The 16,778-nt window shown below is 70.4% G+C and carries 13 protein-coding genes, 1 tRNA gene, 3 pseudogenes and 1 other annotated feature; of the genes and pseudogenes, 5 read left to right on the top strand and 12 right to left on the bottom strand.

Going from position 1 to position 16,778, the window contains the following annotated elements; all coding sequences use genetic code 11:
• The 6 genes and pseudogenes from Q0480_RS10020 to Q0480_RS09995 all read right to left on the bottom strand — a co-directional run.
• Positions 1-731 (bottom strand): ABC transporter permease (locus Q0480_RS10020; protein WP_299132523.1); only part of this gene is annotated, 731 nt, incomplete at its 3' end.
• Between the two features lie 4 nt (positions 732-735).
• Entirely contained in the window at positions 736-1,377 is a 642-nt protein-coding gene (locus tag Q0480_RS10015) for a DUF1345 domain-containing protein (RefSeq protein WP_299132521.1), read from the bottom strand.
• A 10-nt stretch (positions 1,378-1,387) separates the two neighbouring features.
• The gene (locus Q0480_RS10010; protein WP_299132520.1) at positions 1,388-1,999 is read right to left on the bottom strand and encodes a DUF1345 domain-containing protein; all 612 of its coding nucleotides are present in this window, start codon (positions 1,997-1,999) and stop codon (positions 1,388-1,390) included.
• A gap of 59 nt (positions 2,000-2,058) precedes the next feature.
• A complete protein-coding gene (locus tag Q0480_RS10005; protein ID WP_299132519.1) occupies positions 2,059-3,531 on the bottom strand; it encodes an ABC transporter substrate-binding protein in 1,473 nt (490 codons plus the stop codon).
• A gap of 51 nt (positions 3,532-3,582) precedes the next feature.
• Entirely contained in the window at positions 3,583-4,857 is a 1,275-nt protein-coding gene (locus Q0480_RS10000) for an acetylornithine deacetylase/succinyl-diaminopimelate desuccinylase family protein (RefSeq protein ID WP_299132518.1), read from the bottom strand.
• 116 nt (positions 4,858-4,973) lie between these two features.
• Positions 4,974-5,147: pseudogene (locus tag Q0480_RS09995) on the bottom strand (integrase core domain-containing protein); the annotation flags it as partial.
• Between the two features lie 625 nt (positions 5,148-5,772).
• Positions 5,773-5,825, top strand: a sequence feature (sul1 is cis-regulatory element that is thought to sense ions involved in sulfur or methionine metabolism; They are found in Alphaproteobacteria).
• A 47-nt stretch (positions 5,826-5,872) separates the two neighbouring features.
• On the opposite strand from Q0480_RS09995, the gene Q0480_RS09990 reads away from it, so the two are divergent.
• Positions 5,873-7,177 (top strand): MFS transporter, encoded by a 1,305-nt coding sequence (locus Q0480_RS09990; RefSeq protein WP_299132517.1) that lies wholly within the window; start codon positions 5,873-5,875, stop codon positions 7,175-7,177.
• Here Q0480_RS09990 and Q0480_RS09985 read toward each other — a convergent pair.
• Positions 7,149-8,540 (bottom strand): MFS transporter, encoded by a 1,392-nt coding sequence (locus Q0480_RS09985; RefSeq protein ID WP_299132516.1) that lies wholly within the window; start codon positions 8,538-8,540, stop codon positions 7,149-7,151. The genes Q0480_RS09990 and Q0480_RS09985 overlap by 29 nt on opposite strands.
• Positions 8,541-8,778: 238 nt before the next feature.
• Between Q0480_RS09985 and Q0480_RS09980 the strand changes: the two genes are divergently transcribed.
• The 3 genes and pseudogenes from Q0480_RS09980 to Q0480_RS09970 all read left to right on the top strand — a co-directional run bounded on the left by Q0480_RS09980 (position 8,779) and on the right by Q0480_RS09970 (position 10,656).
• Complete coding sequence (locus tag Q0480_RS09980; RefSeq protein WP_299132515.1) at positions 8,779-9,681, top strand: LysR family transcriptional regulator; 903 nt, start codon at positions 8,779-8,781, stop codon at positions 9,679-9,681.
• A 211-nt stretch (positions 9,682-9,892) separates the two neighbouring features.
• A pseudogene (locus tag Q0480_RS09975) lies at positions 9,893-10,048 on the top strand (transposase); the annotation flags it as partial.
• A gap of 518 nt (positions 10,049-10,566) precedes the next feature.
• Positions 10,567-10,656 (top strand) — tRNA-Ser (locus Q0480_RS09970).
• 338 nt (positions 10,657-10,994) lie between these two features.
• Here the strand turns inward: Q0480_RS09970 and Q0480_RS09965 are convergent.
• The gene (locus Q0480_RS09965; protein ID WP_299132514.1) at positions 10,995-11,153 is read right to left on the bottom strand and encodes a hypothetical protein; all 159 of its coding nucleotides are present in this window, start codon (positions 11,151-11,153) and stop codon (positions 10,995-10,997) included.
• 101 nt (positions 11,154-11,254) lie between these two features.
• Here Q0480_RS09965 and Q0480_RS09960 point away from each other — a divergent pair.
• Positions 11,255-11,350: pseudogene (locus tag Q0480_RS09960) on the top strand (transposase); the annotation flags it as partial.
• 160 nt (positions 11,351-11,510) lie between these two features.
• On the opposite strand, the gene Q0480_RS09955 reads toward Q0480_RS09960, so the two are convergent.
• The 4 genes from Q0480_RS09955 to Q0480_RS09940 all read right to left on the bottom strand — a co-directional run bounded on the left by Q0480_RS09955 (position 11,511) and on the right by Q0480_RS09940 (position 16,650).
• On the bottom strand, positions 11,511-12,404 hold the full coding sequence (locus Q0480_RS09955) for a lytic transglycosylase domain-containing protein (protein WP_299132513.1): 894 nt from the start codon (positions 12,402-12,404) through the stop codon (positions 11,511-11,513).
• Positions 12,405-12,504: 100 nt separating this feature from the next.
• Positions 12,505-14,976: an ImcF-related family protein gene (locus Q0480_RS09950; RefSeq protein ID WP_299132511.1), complete on the bottom strand. Its 2,472-nt coding sequence runs from the start codon at positions 14,974-14,976 to the stop codon at positions 12,505-12,507.
• A gap of 43 nt (positions 14,977-15,019) precedes the next feature.
• Complete coding sequence (locus Q0480_RS09945; protein ID WP_299132509.1) at positions 15,020-15,886, bottom strand: M15 family metallopeptidase; 867 nt, start codon at positions 15,884-15,886, stop codon at positions 15,020-15,022.
• Positions 15,883-16,650, bottom strand: coding sequence for a protein phosphatase 2C domain-containing protein (locus Q0480_RS09940; protein WP_299132508.1), 768 nt, complete (start codon positions 16,648-16,650; stop codon positions 15,883-15,885). The genes Q0480_RS09945 and Q0480_RS09940 overlap by 4 nt, the downstream gene beginning before the upstream one ends.
• Positions 16,651-16,778: the final 128 nt, after the last annotated feature.

Raw genomic sequence — 16,778 nt, 5'->3', positions numbered from 1 at the left:
CCGATGATGGTCAGGACCGGGATCATCGCATTGCGCAACGCATGGAAAAGCAGCGCCTGACCCGGCCCCAGGCCCTTGGCGCGGGCGGTGCGGATGAAATCCTCGCCGAGCGTGTCGATCAGCGCCGAGCGCATGACCCGCGCGAGGATCGAGGCCTGTGGCAGCGCGAGGGCGATCGCCGGCAGGGTCAGCGCCTTCAGCGCGGGGCCGACGCCCCCGCCCCAGCCCGGGAACCCACCGGCGGAGACCCATTTGAGATGCACGGCGAAGACCAGCGACAGCAGCATGGCGAACCAGAAGTTCGGCACGGCGATGCCGAGCTGGGTGACGCCCATCACCGTCGCGTCGGTCGCCCGCCCGCGCCGCGCCGCCGCGAGGATGCCCGCCGGAAAGGCGACCAGCGTCGACAGCGCCAGCGCGTAGAGCGCCAGCGGCAGCGAAACCCACAACCGGTCGGCGATCATCTTCGCCACCGGCGCGCGATAGGTGTAGGAGGTGCCGAAATCGCCCCGCGCCATGCCGGCGATCCAGTCGAGGTAGCGCTCCGTCGGGCCAGCGTCGAGGCCGAGCTCGGTCCGGAGCGCGGCCACGGTGTCCGGCGAGGCGTTCATGCCGAGCATGTAGGCCGCCGGGTCGCCGGGCACGATGTTGAGCATGACGAAGATCACAAGGCTCGCCACCGCGAGGCTGGCGCCGAGCGAGACAAGGCGGGCGAGGAGATAGCGGATCAACGGTTCAACCGGCGATACTGATCGCGGCGTTGACGGCCAGCGCGATCAGCACGGTGTTGTAGAAGAACGAGGCGATGCCGTGGGTCAGCGTCGCCTTGCGCTGCGCATGCGAGGCGACGCTGACATCCGATACCTGCGCGGTCATGCCGACCACGAAGGAATAGTAGAGAAACTCCAGCATCCCTGGCTCCTCATCGCCGCCGGGAAACTCGAGCCCCGCCGCGTCGCCGTCCCCGCCCCTGGCATAGTAGAGGTTCGCGTAGTGGAAGGCGGCCAGCGTATGCACCATGGCCCAGCTGACCGGAACGCTGGCCATGGCGAGGAACAGCACGCCGGCCGACTTCTCCTGACCGCTGTTGATGACGACGAAGGTCGAGGCGAGACCGAAGCCGGCGGCGGCGGCGGTCAGCGCCAAGATGAGCGGCCACCCCTCGTCCTCGACGGCGGCGCGGCGGCGCAGCCCCTCGGGATCGACGCGGTACGCGAAGAACGCCATCAACGCGAGAAAGACGCCGAAGAACACGTCGCCGGCGAGCAGTGCGCGAAACTCGGGGTCGGCCCCCGGCGCGAGCAGTCTGGCGATGAGGAAGACCGCCACCGCCGCGGCCAGCGCCAGATAGAACCGGCCGTGACGGTGCAGGTGCATCACGGCCGTGTCAGCTCGTGAAGGCCATCGCGGCGTTCACCGCCAGCGCGATCAGCGACGTATTGAAGAGAAAGGCGATCAGCGCGTGCGAGAGCGTGGCGAAGCGCATCCTCTGGGTTCGCGCCACCACGTCGGACGCGGCGAAGGACATGCCGACCGAGAAGGCGTAGTAGAGAAAATCCGGCGCGTCGGGCTCCACTTCGCCGGGAAAGACCAGCCCGCCGGTCGGGCGACCGCGGCGGTTCGGCGCGTAGTAGAGCCTGGCGTAGTTGAAGGCGGCCATGGTGTGCAGCATGGCGAAGCTGAGCGGCACGCTCGCCACGGCGACGATCGGAAACAGCGAGCCTTCGTCGCGGGGATGGTTGAGCAGAATGAAGATCGCGATCAGGCTCAGCACCACCGCCGCCGCGGCCAGTGCGAGCACCAGCGCGGCGCCGCGGCGCGGCACGACGACATGGCTCCGCAGATGTTCGGTCGAGGCGCGGAAGGCGATGCGCAGTACCATCCCGATGAAGATCGCGAAGAACACGTCGCTGGCGAGCAGGATGCGCAGCATCGGATGGTGTCCCGCCATCGCGACCCAGACGCCGAGCCCGAGCAGCAGCGAGGCATAGAAGGCCACGCGCGCGCCTCCGATCCCCGCGCCGGCCCCCATCCCGCCCGCGCCCATCGCCGCCGGCCTCACTCTTGCCAATGGACCGCGGTCATGTCGTCCGCCTGCGTCGGCGCGTTCACCCACAAGCCTTCGATCCGCGCGTCGGCGACGCCGGTCTTCGGCAGCTGGAACAGAAAGCCGTTCACGTAGCGGCTCGCGATCCGCTCCTGCGCGGCGCGCAGCACCTCGTCCCGGTCCGCCTGTTCGGGCAAGCGGTCGAGGCCCCAGATCAGCGACTTCATGACCGGGTCGTGATAGCCGAAGTAATAGTCGTCGCGGGCATAGATCTCGATATCCATCGGCTCGGTATGGCTGACGATGCTCAGGCCGAAGTCCTTGTTCTTGAAGACCTGCTCCAGCCACTGCGCCCATTCGACATTGACGATCCGGGACACGATGCCGACGGCGCGCAGCTGCGCGGCGACGATCTCGCCGCCGCGCCGGGCGTAGGAGGGCGGCGGCAGGGTCAGCGTGGTCTCGAATCCGTCGGGATAGCCCGCCTCGGCCAGCAACGCCTTCGATTTCGCCGGATCATAGGCCGATAGCGCCGTCAGATCCTCGTAGGCCGCGTTGTGCGGTGGGAAATGACTGCCGATCGGCGTACCATAGCCGAACATCGCGCCGTCTATGATTGCTTTGCGATCAATAGCGTGGGCGACCGCCTCGCGCACGCGAATGTCGTTGAACGGCGGGCGGGCGTTGTTCATGGCGAGGATCGTCTCGCCCTCGGTGGTGCCGACGATCACCGAGAACCGCGGATCGGCCGCGAACTGCGCCAGATTTTCCGGCGCGGGGAAAACCGGATAGGCGTCGAGATCGCCGGCCATCATCGCGGCGTAGGCGGCGGTCGGATCGGAGATGAACTTGAAGGTCACCTTGTCGAGCTTCGCCGGCTCGCCCCAGTAGTCGGGGTTCTTCACCAGCTCGATCCGGTCGCCCTGTATCCAGTTCGAGAACTTGAACGGCCCGGTCCCCACCGGATGGGTCTTGTTGCTGTCCGCGCTGGCCGGCGAGACGATGGCCGCGTCGCCCCAGGCGAGGTTCGACAGCAGCGTCGCCTTGGGCGCGTCGAGCCCGATCTCGACGGCGGTGTCCTCGATCACGTTCACCGAATTGATGCCGGCGAACAGCGCCTTCTGCGCATTGGTCGACTCGTCGGCCATGGCGCGTTCGAAGGAGAAGACCACGTCTTCGGCGGTGAAGGGCGTGCCATCGTGAAAGGTCACACCCTCGCGCAAGGTGAATTCCCAGCTGAGCCCGTCCGGCGCCACCGACCAGCTCTCGGCGAGACCCGGCAGCACCTGCCCCTCGGGACCGAAGCGGGTCAGGCCCTCGAATACATTGGCGTAGGTCACCTCGTCGATCGCGGCGGCGGCGCCCGCCGTCGGATCGAGATGCGGCGGCTCGAGCTGCATTCCCACCACGATGTCGGTGCGCGGCGCCGCGGCCGCCATGCCGGCCGCGAGCACCAACCCAAGGCCCCAGAGCGATCGCCCCATTTCTGTCCCTTCCCCGCCGGAGGCCACCTCGGGCCAGTTGAGCTTCGTCGTCTAACCTGCTTCCGGTTCGAGCAGATCGGCGAGTGCCAAGCCCATGACCAGCGCCGCGTCGATCATGTCGTCCACCGCGACATATTCGTCCGGTTGGTGGGCAAGGTCCAGTATGCCCGGCCCGTAGGCGACGCAATTTCGCAACCGCCCGATCCGGTCGATATGCTTCTGGTCGTAGGTGCCCGGCGACACGACATGCTCGGCCGGCCGCCCCAGCGCGCGCTCGACCGCGCGGCTGACCGCCACCACCACCGGCGCCTCGGGGTCGGCCATGGTCGGCAGCACCTCGTGCATGTCGCGCAGCGCATAGTCGAAGGGCCGGCGTCGCGTCGCGCGATCGAGCACGGCGCGGAACTCGGCCTTCACCTCGGCGAGCTTCTCCTCGACCAGGAAGCGCCGGTCGATCACCATGCGGCAGCGATCCGGCACCACCGGCGCGGGCCAGCCGGTGAAGCCCGGCTCCGGCTCGGCCTGACCACCGTGCAGGGAATTGATGTTGAGCGTCGAGGCCCGGGCCGCCGCCGGCACCACCGGCATCGCGGTGCGCCGCGCGGCGAGGACCGGGAACAGTGTCTCCTCCATCTCGGCGAGCACCGCGCCCATGTGCCGCGCCGCGCAATCGCCGAGGAACGGCATCGAGCCATGGGCGATGCGGCCGAAGGTCTCGACCTCGGCCCACCAGACGCCGCGATGGCCGAGGCAGACACGGTCCTTGTTCAAGGGCTCGGGGATGATGACGTGATCGGCCCCGGCGAAGGCGCCACGCTCGGCCAGCCAGGCGACGCCGCCATAGCCGCCGGTCTCCTCGTCGGCGGTGGCGGAAAACTCGATGGAGCCGGGATAGTCCGGGCGGATCTCGAGGAAAGCCTCGACGGCGATGACCGCCGTCGCGATCCCGCCCTTCATGTCGCAGGCGCCGCGGCCATAGACCCGGCCCTCGATCAGATCGCCGCCGAAGGGATCGACGGTCCAGCCGTGACCGACCTCGACGACGTCGATATGCCCGTTGAAATGCACACAGCGCCCCGGTCTGGTCCCCTCGCGCCACGCGACGAGGTTCCAGCGCGGATGGCGCTCGCTGTCGCCCGGCGTGCCGGTCGCGCGCAGGAACCGCGTCTCGAAACCGAGCGGCTGGAGGTGGCGGGCCACGACCTCGCAAGCCTCGCGATAGTTCTCGCCCGGCGGATTGATCGTCGGCACCCGGATCAGCGCCTGGGTCAGCCCGATCAGCGCCGCGCGGCGCGCAAGGATCGCCCGGCGCAAGTCATCGAACATCGGTGTAACCTCCTCGCGGCGCGTCTCTTCCCGAATATCCCGGCGGCGGGGCCTGACGTGACCTTGCGCTGAACCCGAACCTCGGGCCGCCCGGGGGCCGGAAAGTCCGGGCTTCGTCATGGCGGCGGGCCGGCCTCGCCGCCTGGTTCAGTCAAGGCGATCGGGACCTCGCGGCCGATCGCGCCGCGGGGTCGGTCCGCGTCGCAGAACCTGCGCCAAGCCTCCATCTTTTCGCGGGCGGCGGCAAGCGTCAGGAACCAGTGCGTCGACGGGCATTCCTGGCGAAGCCTGAAGATCGGTACCGACGACGCGACGCCCGAAGCGAAGCGGAGGACCGAGTGCGCGCGGCGCCGGTTTGAATCGGTCGACAGCGGCGGCGACTTCGATGTCGTCGTACATGCGCGGTAAATCTGAACCCGGCCGGAACTCATCGCGACCAACCTGGCCGCGGGCAATCATCACTCGTCGTCGTTCTCGGGCCGAGGCTGTGTGGAAACACGGGGGCGCGGTATACTGGCGCGCGCGCGGGTGCGACCCTGGACGGCGCGCCCCTCATTCCGGCGATCGACGCCCTGCTGGGCTCCTGCCATCGTTCGCTGACCGAGGACCATCGCCGGCTCCTGACCGCGGACGCCCTTCCCCCGGTGAAGGTGCTCCGAACCGATCCGCATCGGCTGGAAGATCGAGCCTGCGGGGCGGGCGACGGGAGCGGCGCTTCCCGCGCTGGCGAGGCGGGATGCCCTGCGAGGTGACGCACGCAGGTCGCAAGGGGCGGGAAGCCGTTCGCCGACGCGGTATCCGTTTTGCCCGAGGCGGCGGCGCGCAATCAGGTTCGCCAGCCCACCCAAGACAGCGCGCGCTCAACCCGCGCCGGACTTGCAGGAGCCGGCGCTTCCCGGTACTCGCTCGGGCATCATCGGACCCGGCCTGCCGGGTGGCTCCGCCCGGCGCCTATCCCCGGGACAACCCGCATCGCAGGTCCTGGCCCGCGGGATGCAGCAGTTTCGAGCGACGAATGTCCCTTCTCGATGCAGTTCGGCGCGACGGGCTCGCCAGCGAACGCCGCCCGATGCCCATCCTCGCCTTCATCCGGGAGAATGCGCGCTGGATCGCCGGTGGCTTCCTTCTCACCCTCTTCTCGGCGGCGGGACAGACCTATTTCATCTCGCTCTCGGCCGGTGACATCCGCGCCGAATACGGCCTGTCGCACGGCCAGTTCGGCCTGCTCTACATGATCGCGACGCTGGCGAGCGCGCTGACCCTCACCCGTCTCGGGCAGATCGTCGACTGGCTGAAGGTCGGTCGCGTGACGCTGGTTATCGTGCCGGCCCTCGCCGCGGCATCGGTGGCGATGGCCCTGTCCGGCAACATCGTCCTCCTGACGCTGGCGATCTACCTGCTCCGCCTCTTCGGCCAGGGCATGATGACCCATACCGCCATGACCGCGATGGGGCGCTGGTTCTCGGCACAGCGCGGGAGGGCGATCTCCCTCGTGGCACTCGGCCAGAACGCCGGCGAAGCGCTGGTGCCGTCGCTTTTCGTCGCGACCGCCGGGGCGATCGGATGGCGCGGCGCCTGGGGAGCCGCGGCCGCGCTGCTCGTCGCAGTGGCGCTGCCGGCGATCTTCCTCCTGATGCGGGTCGAGCGGACCCCCCGCGCCGACGACCCCGCGATCCGCGCCGACACCGGGCGGGACTGGACGCGGGCGGAGGTCGTTCGCGACCCGGTCTTCTACCTGCTGCTTCTCGGGGTGCTGGCGCCGAGCTTCATCGGCACGACGATCTTCTTCCATCAGATCTACCTGGTCGAGCTGCGCGGCTGGACGATGGAGTTCTTCGCCTCGACCTTCGCGCTGATGGCGGGCGCCACCATTGTCTGCGCGCTGGTCTGCGGCGCGCTGATCGATCGCTTCTCCGCCGTCCGGATGCTGCCCTTCTTCCTGCTGCCCCTCGCCGCCGCATGTCTCGTCCTCGCGAGTTTCGAGGGGCGATGGAGCGCCTGGGCGTTCATGCTCCTGCAGGGAATGTCCTACGGCTTTGCCTCGACCCTCTTCGGCGCCCTCTGGCCGGAGATCTACGGTACGCGGCACCTCGGCTCGGTCCGGTCGCTGGTCATGGCGGCGGGGGTCTTCGCCTCGGCCGCGGGCCCCGGCCTCACCGGCTATCTCATCGACCGGGGCGTCGGCTATCCGGACCAGATCCTCGCCATGGGCGTCTACAGCCTCGCGGGCGCGTCGCTGCTCCTGCTCGCCTCCAGGATCATCCGCCGCAGGACCGGGGCTGCCGGAAGCTTCATCCAGGGCGCCGGCGCCACAGACTGATGCCCAAGGCAAGTCCGGCAAGGACAGTCGCGACGACGAAAGTGGATCGCAGCCCCGCCGCGTCGCCGGAACGGAGGCCAAGGGTGTCCGCGAAGAACGGTCCCAGGGCATAGACCGTCCCCATCGCGGATGCTCCCGTGATGAGACCAAGGTTTCGGGACAGACCCAGCAGGGCCGAAGTGACTCCCCTGCGGTCGCTTGTTGCCCCCTGCATGATCGAGGTCGTGTTCGCCGCCTGAAACAGCGCATATCCGGAGGTGATGAGAACGAGGCCGGTCAGATAGCCGCCTACTCCGAAGCCGGCTGGCAGCACGGCAAGCAGCGCCGAGCCTGCGATCACCGGGACGAGTCCCGCGACCATCACTCGATGTGACCCGGCGCGATCGACCAGGCGACCCGCCGGAGCCCCGGTCAGCGCGGCCACGACGGGCCCGACCGACATGACGAGCCCTGTCTCGAATGACCCCAGGCCCAGGACCTGTGACAGGTAGAACGGACCTGCGACCAGCGTCGCCATCACGATGACCGAAACCAGCGCGAGCGACGCCAGACCAGTGCTCAGCCCCCGGTCGCGCAGAAGATCGAGCCGGACAAGCGGTGCCGGTGTCCGCGCCCGATGCCAGACGAAGGCCCCGAACCCGAAGCCCGCCAGCGCGGCCAGACCGGAAATCCCGACCGGCGACAGCTGGGCGCCCATGGTCAGCGTGACGGTGAACGCAAGAAGCGACAGCGCCAGCAATACCGTGCCGATGCTGTCGAATCCGGCCGTCCGTACCGCGGCCTCCGCATCGGCTGGGAACAGGGCGCGGCCGATCAGCAAGGCGCCGATGCCCAGGAGCGCAAGCGCGGCGAAGACCGAAGGCCATCCGAACGCGGCAATCATCGCACCCCCAAGCGACGGGCCGAGCGCCGTTCCGACGGCGGACACGGTTCCCAAGAGACCCATGGCGGCGCCGGTACGGTCCTTCGGCACCAGCTCGCCGACCATGGCGATCGTCAGGGACATCATGACGGCTGCCCCGGCTCCCTGAACGCCCCGGGCCAGGATCAAGACCCGGAGGTCGGGCGCGACGGCCGCCGCGGCCGCTCCGACGGCGAAAACGGCGATGCCCGTCAGCAGCAGTCGCCGACGCCCGATGATGTCGCCCAGACGTCCGGCGCTGACAATCAGGCTGGTCACCGCCAGAAGATAGGCGATCACAACCCATTGCACCTCGCCCATGGTCGCGTCGAAGGACGCGGCCAGAGTGGGCAGGGCCACATTCGCGATGCTGGTGCCCAGCGATGGCAGCAACATCACCAGCGACAAGGCCGCGAGGCGGGGCCAATGGCGCTCTGCCTGGCCCAACACGATTTCCGACATCACCGCGCCTGTACCGAAAGGGCCTTGACCATGCCGACCAGGCGCCGTGCCGGCGGCGCCATGACCAGGACGGTCGGAAAGTCGACGAACCGGGACGGAATCCAGGCGCTGGCGGGGTGACATTGCGATCTCCATGAGCTGTGCGGAGCGACAGGTAGATCGAAACCGTTCATTGCAGAAGGCGCACCGTTGGCATCTAATAGTTGCATCAAACGCCATGCCACATGAGACCCCGGTAATGCCTGACCTGAACCTGCTGCTCACGCTCGACGTGCTTCTGACTGAAGGCAGCGTGGCCGGCGCCGCGCGCCGCGCGCGGCTCAGCCCCTCGGCGATGAGCCGGGCGCTGGCCCGGTTGCGCGAGGTGACTGGCGATCCGCTCCTGGTGCGGGCAGGACGGCGGCTGGTGCCCACGCCGCGCGCGATCGAGCTTCGGGGGCAGGTCGGGCCTCTCGTGGAAGGGGCGAAAGCGGTGTTGCGCCCGGCCGAGGCGCTGGACCTGGGGCGGTTGTCGCGTCGGTTTGTCCTGCGCGGCAGCGAGGGTTTCGCCGAGACCTTCGGGCCAGGATTGCTGGCCATCGTTGCCGGGCAGGCGCCGGGGGTGACGTTGCAGTTTCAGACCAAGCCCGACAAGGACAGCGAACCACTCCGTGAGGGTGACGTCGATCTGGAAACCGGAGTGGTGGACAGCGGAACCGCGCCGGAACTGCGCGTCGTACCGTTGTTTCGTGACCGCTGGGTCGGGGTGGTGCGTGCGAGCCACGCCCTTGGACAAGGGGTGGTGTCGGGAACCGACTACGCGGGCTTCGGCCATGTCCTCGTGCTGCGCCGCGGCCTGCGCAGCGGCGAGGTTGACGAAGCCGCGCGCGCGGCCGGTCTGGAACGCAAGGTTGCGACGGTGGTGAGCGGCTTTTCGACGGCCCTGGCTCTGGCACGGGAGACGGATCTCGTAGCGACCGTGCCCGAGCGCCACACCGAAGGCTTGCGCAGGGACCTGCGCTGCTTTGCCCTGCCGTTCGACGTGGCGCCGTTCACGATCTCTTTGCTCTGGCATCCGCGCATGGAGGGCGACGCGGCGCATCGCTGGCTGCGAGGCTGCGTCCGCGTCGCCTGCTCCGATCGACCGGACGGACGATGCTGAGTCATCGGAAGATCCGCGAATCCGTCCAGGAAATCAGCCACTATCCCGGACGCTGAACTCAACCAGAACGAGACACGACCCGCGAGGGCGGGAAAATGGCGCGCCAGTCCGAGCCTCCCGCCTGGCGAGCGAGCCACGGGTTCGTGCCATTCGTCAGGCCGCGCCGGACCGGCAGGCGCGCGACCGCTGCTTCGGAGAGCCGCTGACGGCGACGGCGACGGCGCTGGTCGCTGCGATCGGCGACGGCGCCCAGTTCCGATCGGCGCGCCATTTCGCCGCTTGGCTCGGATTGACGCCACGCATCTCCGCGAGTGGCGGCGGAGAGCACATCGGTCGGATCAGCAATGGCGGCGACCGGTGTCTCAGAGTCCGTTTGAAAACCCGGACGGGTCGGTCCGGCGGGTCTTTTCGCGCCCCGGTGCGTCGGTCACGAGGGCCAATATCCCCGATATTGACCCTCATGACCTCCTGCCGGTGGCACAAAAATCCCTCGCCGGCCCTCCGCCGCCGAATTTCCAAACAGCCTCTCGGAACGCTCCTGATCCATGGCGCACGGGCGATGCTGGGCACCACGTTCCGCCACAAGGTCAAGCCGCGGCCTTGGCTCCAGGCACTGATGGCCCGGCGCCCGATAGACGTCGCCGCGGTCGCCGTCGTGCGCAAGACGTCGCGCTCGCTCCGGGCGATGCTCCGGCGAGGTGAGACGTATCGGCGTCCGACCTCGCTCGAGGCCGCCGCCTGAGAAACGCCGCCCATGCCGAGCGCCTTGACGAGGTCGTCGACCGAAAACACCGAAAGCCAGCGAAAACATGGCGTCGGGCCGTGGTGGGGAAGTCTGGCTAAAAGCCCTTGTTCTCTAGGCTTTTGGCCAATATACGGGTCGGCGGAGAGGTGGCCGAGTGGTCGAAGGCACACCCCTGCTAAGGGTGCAGGCGGGGAACCGTCTCGAGGGTTCGAATCCCTTCCTCTCCGCCAGACGACCGATTTCAGGAAACGATTTCAACGGCTTGCAAATATCTCTCGGCCCGTAGCGCCCACAGTAGGACCATACGCGGAACGCGCAGCCATGGGGCCTGCTTCTGGCGCCTCAGGGGTTCGAGGAGCGGATGCATCGGTCCGGTCGGCCGTAGCGGTTGCCGCGCATCCGCGAAGCCGCCGGGCAGCGGTTGCGCGACCTGCCGCGGTTGCTGCTGCCGCGCGGCCTGCTGCGCCATACCGCCGGTATGCCCGCCCGCGTAGCCGGTATATCCGCCCGCGCAGCCGTGCTGCGGGGCGCAGCCGCCGCGGCCGCGAGGAGCTGGGGGCGTATGGTTTCATCGCCGGTCATCCCTTCCATCTTCGCGCGGCGCCGCCCGTACCGCCGCCTGTGCCGCCTGCCCCCATGTCCGCTCCAGCGACTTGCTGAGGTCGCCGCGCCCGATCTGCTTCAGCATATCGACGGCTTCGGCTTTCGAGACGCCCGCGCCGATCATGGTCGCAGCGACGCCTGCTTCAGAGGCGCGAGTGCCTTCATGTTCTCCACGTGCCCCGCCGCCGTCTCGGGCGGTAGCAGGGACGTTCCGGCCGGGAGGGGTACGTGACCTTCCCGCCCCGGCACCGCTCGAAACTCCACTCCACCAATCCGCTCGAACGGGTCAACGCCGAGATCAAGCGCCGCGCCGAGGTCGTCGACCCGCCCCTCGAACCGATGGCGGGGCGGCCTCGATCCCAACGAGGCCGCCAACACCCGGCGCGTACGCCGGCTCAGTCTCGACAGCGTCAAACGCGATGGTCGCGGGGTTCGGGGCGCCGTCTCGCCTGAAGTCCCCGTATCGAGGGACCGGCCAGCGTCAGTTGCGCAGCACCATGCAGGCGCCGCCGGCGGCGCGGAGGCGCGTACACAGGGCCTCCGCCTCGGCGCGACTGTCGCGGCCGATCTGCGCCATATGCAGCCGTCGCGGCATGCCGGGCGGCCGCGCGTGCGTATAGGACACCTGCTCGCCGCGCAGGATCGCGGCGTAGCGGTTGCTCAGCCGCTCCATCTGCCGCTCGGCGCCGTCGCGATCGCGGTTCGAGGCCAGAATGACCCCCCAGGGCCGCGGCGGCGGCGTGGCGGCATATTCGCGCCAGCGGCGTCTCTCCGCATGCGCGACGCAGGTCGCCTGGAACGCACCTTCCCTGGCAAGCGCGAGATCGACCGATGCGGGAGGGGCGTCGCGCCAGGCCTCGGCGGAATGGCCGGTGATCGCCGTGACATAGGCGCGGGTCTCGGGCGCGAGACCGCCTTCGGATGCGACGAATTTCTCGGCCCGCGCCTCGCCGCCGTTATAGGCCGCGGCGGCGAGGCCGATATTGCCGAAGCGCGCGCTGAGATCCGAGAGATAGCGCGCCGAGGCCCGCAACGCCTCGACGGGATTGAACGGATCCGCGAGGCCGCGCAGGCGCGCGGTCTCCGGCATGAATTGCGCGATGCCCTGGGCGCCGGCTGGACTGACGGCGCCCGCGTCGAACAGGCTCTCGCGCCAGACCAGCCGGGCGAAGAAGTTTGGATCGAGGGCGTTCCCCAGCGCCTCGGCCTCGATGATCCGGCAGACATCGGCGAGATAGCTGGTCGAGGCGACGCAGTCGGCGCCGTCGGAGGCGCAGGTGACGATCGGCGCGGGCCGAGCCAGCGGCGGCACGGGCGCCGCGGCGGCGGGCAAGGTCGTCAGGATGGCGAGGGCGACAAGCAGGGGCCGGGTCATGATGCGCGGCACTCTAGCCAGATTTTCCACGTCGCTCCAGCGGACGCCATTTCCCTTCGCACGGCATGATTAACAAGCCGTGCGAAGGGAGATGGAAGGCTCACAGGACCGGCGGGCACACGAGACCGCGCAACAGCGGCCGGGCCGAGACCGGGTTCGACGGGGTCTCGAAGGTTACACGGAAATAGACGTGCGCCGCCTCGGTCAGCCGCGCGTCGATCAGATAGCGCCGGCCGCCGTCCCGCTCGCGCAGGCGCAGACCGTCGAGAAAGCGCAGCATGCCCCAGGCGCCGGGACTGCCCGCGCGCTCACCGCCCGCGAAGGCGATCCCCATGCCGTCGGCGGGCGTCGGGCCGGGCCAGGCGAGCGCGCCGGGCGCGCCGGCGGTGTCGATCGCGGCTTCGGCGCCGCCCAGGGTCAGGCTGGCGCGGTCGCGTTCGGCGATCGCCTCGACGGTGAAGGGCGCCGTGGCAAGGGCGCCGTCGCCGAAATAGACCGGCCCGACCGCCGCGACGCGTTCGAAGAACGTGGCACTGTCAGGCGAAAATCCGGAGAGCCGCGCCTCGGGTTTCCAGCGCCAGGGGCTCTCGCTCGTGTCCATCAGCGGCGCCAGCCGGTCGCGAAAGAAGGCTGTGACGAGGCCCTGGCGCCCGAAAACCCCCGCCAGCTCGGCCGGGTCGGCGTCCGGCCCCTCGGCGAAGGGATAGCGCCCGGTGACCGCCGCCGCGCAGGCGGGGCCGATCGAGCTTCGCCAGATCAGCGGCTCGGGGCGGCGCCCGAGCGAAGGGTTGGCCGCCGCCGTCTGGGCCAGCACGTCCTCGATGATCTGCCCGACCAGCGTCGGCGCGAGGCGCAGCGTGGCGATCGAGGCCGCCTGCGACTGCACGCTCATCAGCCGTTGTTCGCCGAGATCAGCGTCTTCCCCCAGCGCGGCGAGCGCGACGTTCAGCCCGGCGAAAAGGCGCGACACCTCGGTCATGCGCCCCTGCTCGACGAACTGGATCGCCGGGCCGAATTCGGCGGCCACGCGCAACTGCTGGGCATGCGTCCGGCCGCGATCCTCGCCGCCGGTCTGGCGCCAGACCTCGGCGATCAGCGCCGCGAGCGGGGAGTCGCGGGTCGCCAGCGCGCCGCTGATCAGCACGGCGCCAGGCTGGTCGGCAAAGGGCCGAACCCGCAGGTCGGCGAGAAAGCCGCTCCATTCGTCGAGCGTACGTGCCTGAAGCGCGTCGAGCACGGCTTGGGGAGCGGCGTCGCTCTGCGCGTCGAGCAGCCGGGCGCCCTCTCCCGATGCCAGCGCGATGGCGGCCGCCGCGCCGCCGTCGCGGGCCGCGGCCCAGCCACCGGCGGTGTAGAGGCCGGGGATCCCTTCCCCCAGCGGTCGGCCGGAGCGGCGGATCAGCACTGGCGCGAGACCCGGTACCGCCTCCGGCAACCGCCAGTCCGGGACGGCCGCCGCCGCGTCCGAGCGGCGCAGTTCGAGGAAGGCCCGCCCCGCCGGCCTCCCCTCCGCCGCGAAGGCGCGCGCCTGGGCCAGAAGCTCCGGATCCTCCGGCGCGGTCGGCGCGGCGGGACCGGTGAGCGCCGGAACGTGGCGCGCGAGGCCGGAGAGCACCGGGATCGCCGCCTCCCGCTCCTGCGCCCAGCCGGCGAGAAACCGGGGCTGCCACGGCGAGCGGCCTTCGAGGATCGCGCGGGCGCGCAGCGTGTCATAGAGCGCGTCGGGGTCGCCTTCGGTGGCGATCGCGGCGCCGAGCCCCTCCCAGAGCGGCCCGGGCAGCAGGGCATCGGCGGCTCTCTCATACTCCCGCCGCGCCGCCGCCCCGGGATCCGCGAAAGGCAGCCGGTGGAGGAGGCCGGCCGGGGAGTCGGGCGCGGCGGTCTCGATCCCGGCGACCGCGGACGCGATGGTGTCGAGGGCCGCGGCCCGCCGCGCCGTCGGCGCCTCCGCCGAGGCCGCGACCAGCGCCTCGACATCCGGCAGTCGCGCCAGCAACCCGGTTCGATAGCGCCATTCGACCCAGCCGGCCCAGCCGGCGATCCCAAGCGCGAAGGCGAGCAGCAGCCAGCCCCAGGCGCCGGTCGCGCGCCGCGCGGGCGCCGCCGGCCGCGCCGCCTCGACCGCCTCGAGGCAGTGGCGCAGGAACCGTGCGAGGTCGCGGCGCGCCCGTCCCGCCCGCGCGGCGGCCTCGGCGCGGCGGCGGAGTTCCTCGGGCGTGGTCCCGGGCCCCAACGGCACGGCGGCCGCGAAAGCGCTGGTCCAGGCGCGGATTGGCAGGGCGGGATTGGCGCGGGCGCGCGCGTCGATCAGTGCGATCAGCGCGTCGCGGGCGTCGAGGATGGCCTCGGGCGCGAGCCCCGCGCGGCGACCCTCCTGCTCGAACCGTCCGAGCAGCGGCCGCGCCTCGGCTGCGAGCGCCGCGGCGTCGGGTCGCGGCGCCCGTTCGATGTCGCGCGCGAACGCGATCACCGGCCGGGCCAGCGCCGCGAAGACATCGCCCCCCGCGCCCGATCCCGGCCCCGCGGACACCGGCCGAACCACGGTCTTCGGTCCGCCGGGGTCGGGGCTCATGGTCTCGCCACCAGCCGTGCCGCGCGATCGGTCGGAACCGGGGTCACAGCTTGCCTTCGGCGATCCACTGGCGCAGCAGGGCCTCGCCGACCTCGAAATGCATCGAATCCTCGCGCCCATAGCCGGCGCCCCAGTACCAGCCGGCGTCGTTGAAGAATTCGGCCAGCACCACCAGCCCGAATTGCGTGCTGCCGTCGCCCATCGCATCGAGATTCTGTTTCAGCGTCAGATCGACCGCGAGGCCCCAGGCATGCGACGAGATCGACCCGCGCGAACCACGCACATAGCGCGCGCAGAGCGCGCCGGCGGTGCCGATCGCGGCGTAGATGTCCGGCTCCTCCTTGCGCAGCCGCTCGATCACCCCCTGAAGCGAATCGAGCGCCGGCCGCATCATGGTGAGCTTGAAGCTGGCGATATCGCGCGTCTCGAGCGCGGCCAGCATCCGGGGGTTGGTCACCGGCTGGCAGTCCTGACCGTAGCTCTCGCGCGGATTGCCGAGCAGCTCCAGCAGGACCTGCGGCCGCGGCCGCTCGATCCCCTGGTTGAACCGGTCGGCGGCGAGCCGCATCTGATCGATCAGCCCTTCCGTTTCCGGCGGTGGCGCGGCGCCGCCGAACTGGTCGACGCCGCCCTCGTCGACCGCGACCGAGGCGATGGCGGGAGCGTCCACCGGCGCCACCGCCGGCGGTGGCGCGGCGTCCCGCGCGGCGGCGAGTTCGCGCACCCGCTGGTCGAGCGCCCGGATGTCGCGCGCCTGGTCGTCGAGCTGGCGCTGGATCCGCGCCTGAACCGCCGCGCCGCCGGCCTGATCGGCGCCGCCGAGCATCTGCGAGACCAGCGCGAAGGTCGCCGCCGCGAGCACGAGGCAAGCGCCGACCACGGCGGCTGCGACGACGTTCGACCCTTTCACCGCCGTCCGGCCCCGCTCGCGCGCACGACGATCACCGACACATTGTCCGGCGCCCCGCGGTGCAACGCCGCCTCGACCAGCGCGGCGCAAATCTCCGCCGGTGCCGCCTCCGCCCCGGAAATGGCTCCGAGGATCGTCGCGATCTCCGCCTCCGGAACGCATTTGCTGAGGCCGTCGGAACAGAGCAGCAGCGCGTCGCCCGGCGTCAGCGGTGTGGCGGTCAGTGCCACTTCGAGCCGCTCGTCCGCGCCGATCGCCCGGGTGACGATATGGGATCGGGGGTCCGCTTCGGCCGCCGCCGGGTCGAGTTGGCCGCGATCGATCAACTCCTGCACGACCGAATGATCATGGGTAAGGCGCCCCAGTCGCCCCCCGCTCAGCCGATAGGCCCGGCTGTCGCCGACCCAGGCGATGGTGGCGGCCTCGGCCGCGACCATCGCCGCGACGACGGTGGCGCCCATCCGGCCGAGCCCATCGGCGGCGCGGCGGCGCACCTCGGCGTTGGCCGCCTCGAGCGCGGTGACAAGCAGCGCCGGCGGCGCGCCGTGCGGCAGCCGCGACAGGGTATCGATCACGATATCGGCCGCGATCTCGCCGTGACCATAGCCGCCCATGCCATCGGCGACCGCCCAGAGCGCGCCGGACGGATCGGTCAGGATCGCATCCTCGTTGGCGTCGCGGACCCGCCCGGCATGGGTCAGGCCGGCGCCCTCGACCAGCGCCGCCGGACGCGGTGGCGGCACGCGCGTCACGGGCCCCGTCACGCGGCGCTCCGGATAGGCAAGCGGGTCATGATCCACGGAACCCCGACGGGCGGCGCGAGTTTCACGCGCTGGAACAACTGCGCGTCAGGGTATATTATTCCGCCGAACGGCGAAACCTCTTTGCCGGG

Origin of the sequence: uncultured Amaricoccus sp. (assembly GCF_937891315.1) — a bacterium.
GTDB lineage: Bacteria > Pseudomonadota > Alphaproteobacteria > Rhodobacterales > Rhodobacteraceae > Amaricoccus.
This window is presented reverse-complemented; position numbering and strand designations above follow the sequence as displayed.

Coding starts and splice junctions, on each gene's coding strand:
- Q0480_RS09985 (WP_299132516.1), bottom strand. CDS start 8,540: ATGTCGGAAATCGTGTTGGGCCAGGCAGAGCGCCATTGGCCCCGCCTC.
- Q0480_RS10000 (WP_299132518.1), bottom strand. CDS start 4,857: ATGTTCGATGACTTGCGCCGGGCGATCCTTGCGCGCCGCGCGGCGCTG.
- Q0480_RS09955 (WP_299132513.1), bottom strand. CDS start 12,404: ATGACCCGGCCCCTGCTTGTCGCCCTCGCCATCCTGACGACCTTGCCC.
- Q0480_RS09980 (WP_299132515.1), top strand. CDS start 8,779: ATGCCTGACCTGAACCTGCTGCTCACGCTCGACGTGCTTCTGACTGAA.
- Q0480_RS10005 (WP_299132519.1), bottom strand. CDS start 3,531: ATGGGGCGATCGCTCTGGGGCCTTGGGTTGGTGCTCGCGGCCGGCATG.
- Q0480_RS09965 (WP_299132514.1), bottom strand. CDS start 11,153: ATGATCGGCGCGGGCGTCTCGAAAGCCGAAGCCGTCGATATGCTGAAG.
- Q0480_RS10015 (WP_299132521.1), bottom strand. CDS start 1,377: ATGCACCTGCACCGTCACGGCCGGTTCTATCTGGCGCTGGCCGCGGCG.
- Q0480_RS09950 (WP_299132511.1), bottom strand. CDS start 14,976: ATGAGCCCCGACCCCGGCGGACCGAAGACCGTGGTTCGGCCGGTGTCC.
- Q0480_RS09990 (WP_299132517.1), top strand. CDS start 5,873: ATGTCCCTTCTCGATGCAGTTCGGCGCGACGGGCTCGCCAGCGAACGC.